The following is a 3,081-nucleotide window of genomic DNA, read 5'->3' as shown; positions in this document are numbered from 1 at the left end:
GGCCGTCCTGGTCGCGGCGCGGGCCGGCGCACGGGCGTGGGGTCGGTTCACCGGCACGTGGCTCGCCGTCACCACCGTGCTGACCGTGCCGGTGCTGGTGGCCGACCCGGGCGCCTTCGTCGAGAACGTCGTCCGCTTCCCGGCGGGGCTGGCCGACGTGAGCTCCCCCGCGGCCAGTCCGCTGCCCGGGCACCTGCTCGCGAGCACCGGACCGACCGGCACGATCCTCGCGTTCGCCCTGCTCGGGACGGCGGCGCTGGCCGTCACCGGGTGGCTGCTGTACCGACCGCCCCGCACGGGCGCGGACGCACTCCTGCGGATCGCTGTCGGGCTCGGCGCCTTCACGATGCTCACGCCCACGACCCGCTTCGGTTATCTGGTGTACGTGTCCGTGCTGCTGGGCACGATGTGGGTCTTCCGGGACCGGGCCACCGCGGCCCCCTCCGGCACCGCGGAGCCCGGATCCGACACCACGCCCGGACGTGCCCCGCTTACTTCTTCTTGACGCGCGTGGCGCCACCGCGACCGCGCAGCTGCACCCCGGACTCCGACAGCACCCGGTGCACGAAGCCGTACGAGCGGCCGGTGGACTCGGCCAGGGCGCGGATGCTCGCCCCCTTCTCGTACTTCTTCTTCAGATCGGCGGCCAGCTTGTCGCGCGTGTTTCCGGTGATGCGCGCACCCTTCTTCAGGTCTGCCACGTCAATCCACCTTCCGCCCGTTGGTGTTTCGGGCTCCTTTCAGCCCCTGCCGACGCAATGATCGAACACTGAGCCGCCGAATGCCAGACGACAGCGGAAAATCATGCTCGAATGGCGGGGAAAACGCTCCGATGCGGTACTTGTCGTCCGGTGAACAAACCGTCGCGGCCCCGTCGAACACTCCTCGTGGCCAAGGTGGCACTCCACACTCCACCGAGCGCACACAGGCGTGTACGCCCGTCGGGAATTGCTCTCGGTATTACCACCGGCCGGTGACCACGTTCGCGTGACGATTCCACTACGTCACGGGGCCGGTCCACGACACACCGGAAACCCGCACGGTATTCACCCGGCCAGGTTCGGTATCCGCCACCTGTTCAGGCGAGTTCTACAAGTTCCTGATATTCCTCGGACCACAGATCCTCGGTGCCGTCCGGCAGCACGATCACCCGTTCGGGTTGCAACGCTTCCACGGCACCCGGGTCGTGCGTCACCAGAACCACCGCCCCCTCGAACCCGCGCAACGCGTCGAGCACCTGGGCACGGCTGGCCGGGTCCAGGTTGTTGGTCGGCTCGTCCAGCAGCAGCACGTTGGCCGCACTGGAGACCAGCGCCGCCAGTGCCAGGCGGGTCTTCTCCCCGCCGGAGAGCGTCCCCGCGGGCTGGTCGAGCTGCTCACCGCTGAACAGGAACTGCCCCAGCAGGTTGCGCAGCTCCTGCGCACCGGTGTCGGGGGCGAGGTGCCGGATGTTGGTCCAGACGCTCTCGTCGTGCGCCAGGGTCTCGTGCTCCTGTGCGTAGTAGCCGCGCCGGAGCCCGTGTCCGGGCACGACCCGCCCGGCGTCCGGCGTCTCCAGCCCGCCGAGCAACCGGAGCAGCGTGGTCTTGCCCGACCCGTTCAGCCCGAGCACCACCACCTTCGATCCCCGGTCGATCGCCAGGTCGACGCCGGTGAAGATCTCCAGGGAGCCGTAGCTCTTGGACAGCCCCTCGGCGGTCAGCGGGGTCCGCCCGCAGGGCGCGGGTGCCGGGAAGGTGATCCGGGCGACCTTGTCCGACTGCGGTTCGTCGTCCAGGTCGGCCAGCATCTGTTCCGCGCGCCGGGCCATGTTCTTCGCCGCCACGGCCTTGGTCGCCTTCGCCCCGAGCTTGGCGGCCTGCTGCTGGAGGGAGGCCGCCTTCTTCTCCGCGTTCGCCCGCTCGCGCCTGCGCCGCTTCTCGTCGGTCGCGCGCGCGTCCAGGTAGCGCTGCCAGGTCATGTTGTAGTTGTCCAGTTCCCCGCGGGTGGGGTCGAGGAACCAGACCTTGTTGACCACCTCGTCGAGCAGTTCCACGTCGTGGCTGATCACCACGAGCCCGCCGTCGTGGGCCTTGAGGAAGCCGCGCAGCCAGCTGATCGAGTCCGCGTCCAGGTGGTTGGTGGGCTCGTCGAGCAGCAGGATCGTGCCGGACCGGCCCCCCGCCCCCGCCTCCGAGGCGGCGAACAGGATGCGGGCGAGCTCGACGCGGCGCCGCTGCCCGCCGGAGAGCGTGGACAGTGGCTGCGGCAGCACCCGGTCCTCCAGGCCCAGGTTGGCGCAGATCCGCGCGGCCTCGCTCTCCGCGGCGTATCCGCCGAGTGCGGCGAAACGCTCCTCCAGCCTGCCGTAGCGGCGCACGGCGCGGTCCCGCGCGGTCTCGTCGACCAGCTCGGCCATCTCCGACTGCGCCTTCTCCATGTCCCGCAGCAGCACGTCCAGGCCCCGCGCGGACAGCACCCGGTCCTTCGCCGTCACCGACAGGTCCCCCTCGCGCGGGTCCTGCGGCAGGTAGCCGACCTCGGAGGTGTGGTCGATCTCGCCCGCGTAGGGGTCCCCCTCCCCCGCCAGGACACGCAGGGTGGTGGTCTTGCCCGCACCGTTGCGCCCGACGAGTCCGATCCGGTCACCCGGCTGGACGCGCAGCGTCGCGCCGGAGAGCAGGATGCGCGAACCCGCGCGCAGTTCGAGACCGCTGGCCGTGATCAATGGGTACTCCGTGGCGTCGAAGTGGGAAGAAGTCGCGTGGTGGAGGGAGGGGACCGGGCGGCCCCGTGTCCGCGCCCGGCGGGCGGCGGTACCGGGAGCGCCGGGGACTGCCGGGGCGGCCGGCGGGACACCTACTCCAGTCGAACAACCACGGGACCCAGTGTAGGGGTGGGCGCCACCACGCTTCCGGCGTACCGTGTCCCGGCTCGCACCGGAGGTCAGCGCACGACGATCTCCACCGCGCGGGCGCGGCGTGCCGCCTCGTCCAGCACGGCCCTGCGTGGTTCGGCGACGTCGAGCACCCGCGACTGCGCGGCGGCGAACACGGGCGCGAGACGGGAGTCGCCGCGCAGCTCGTCCAGGGCCCGTCGGTC

At 71.1% G+C, this 3,081-nt stretch carries 3 protein-coding genes and 1 pseudogene; 1 reads left to right on the top strand and 3 read right to left on the bottom strand.

Annotated features, from left to right (window positions below; translation table 11 throughout):
- Positions 1-505: pseudogene (locus ACTIR_RS21160) on the top strand (hypothetical protein); the annotation flags it as partial.
- Here ACTIR_RS21160 and ACTIR_RS0101770 read toward each other — a convergent pair.
- From ACTIR_RS0101770 to ACTIR_RS26155, 3 genes are all read right to left on the bottom strand, one after another.
- Positions 492-701: a helix-turn-helix domain-containing protein gene (locus ACTIR_RS0101770; protein WP_005437638.1), complete on the bottom strand. Its 210-nt coding sequence runs from the start codon at positions 699-701 to the stop codon at positions 492-494. The pseudogene ACTIR_RS21160 and the gene ACTIR_RS0101770 sit on opposite strands and share 14 nt — an antisense overlap.
- Positions 702-1,078: 377 nt before the next feature.
- The gene (locus tag ACTIR_RS0101765; protein ID WP_026452999.1) at positions 1,079-2,707 is read right to left on the bottom strand and encodes an ABC-F family ATP-binding cassette domain-containing protein; all 1,629 of its coding nucleotides are present in this window, start codon (positions 2,705-2,707) and stop codon (positions 1,079-1,081) included.
- Between the two features lie 218 nt (positions 2,708-2,925).
- The coding region (locus ACTIR_RS26155; protein ID WP_267879476.1) for a Vms1/Ankzf1 family peptidyl-tRNA hydrolase at positions 2,926-3,081 on the bottom strand (156 nt) is incomplete at its 5' end.

This window comes from Saccharomonospora iraqiensis subsp. iraqiensis (assembly GCF_000430445.1).
Lineage (GTDB): Bacteria > Actinomycetota > Actinomycetes > Mycobacteriales > Pseudonocardiaceae > Saccharomonospora > Saccharomonospora iraqiensis.
The sequence above is the reverse complement of the archived record's forward strand: the minus strand, read 5'-3'. Positions and strand labels throughout refer to the sequence as shown.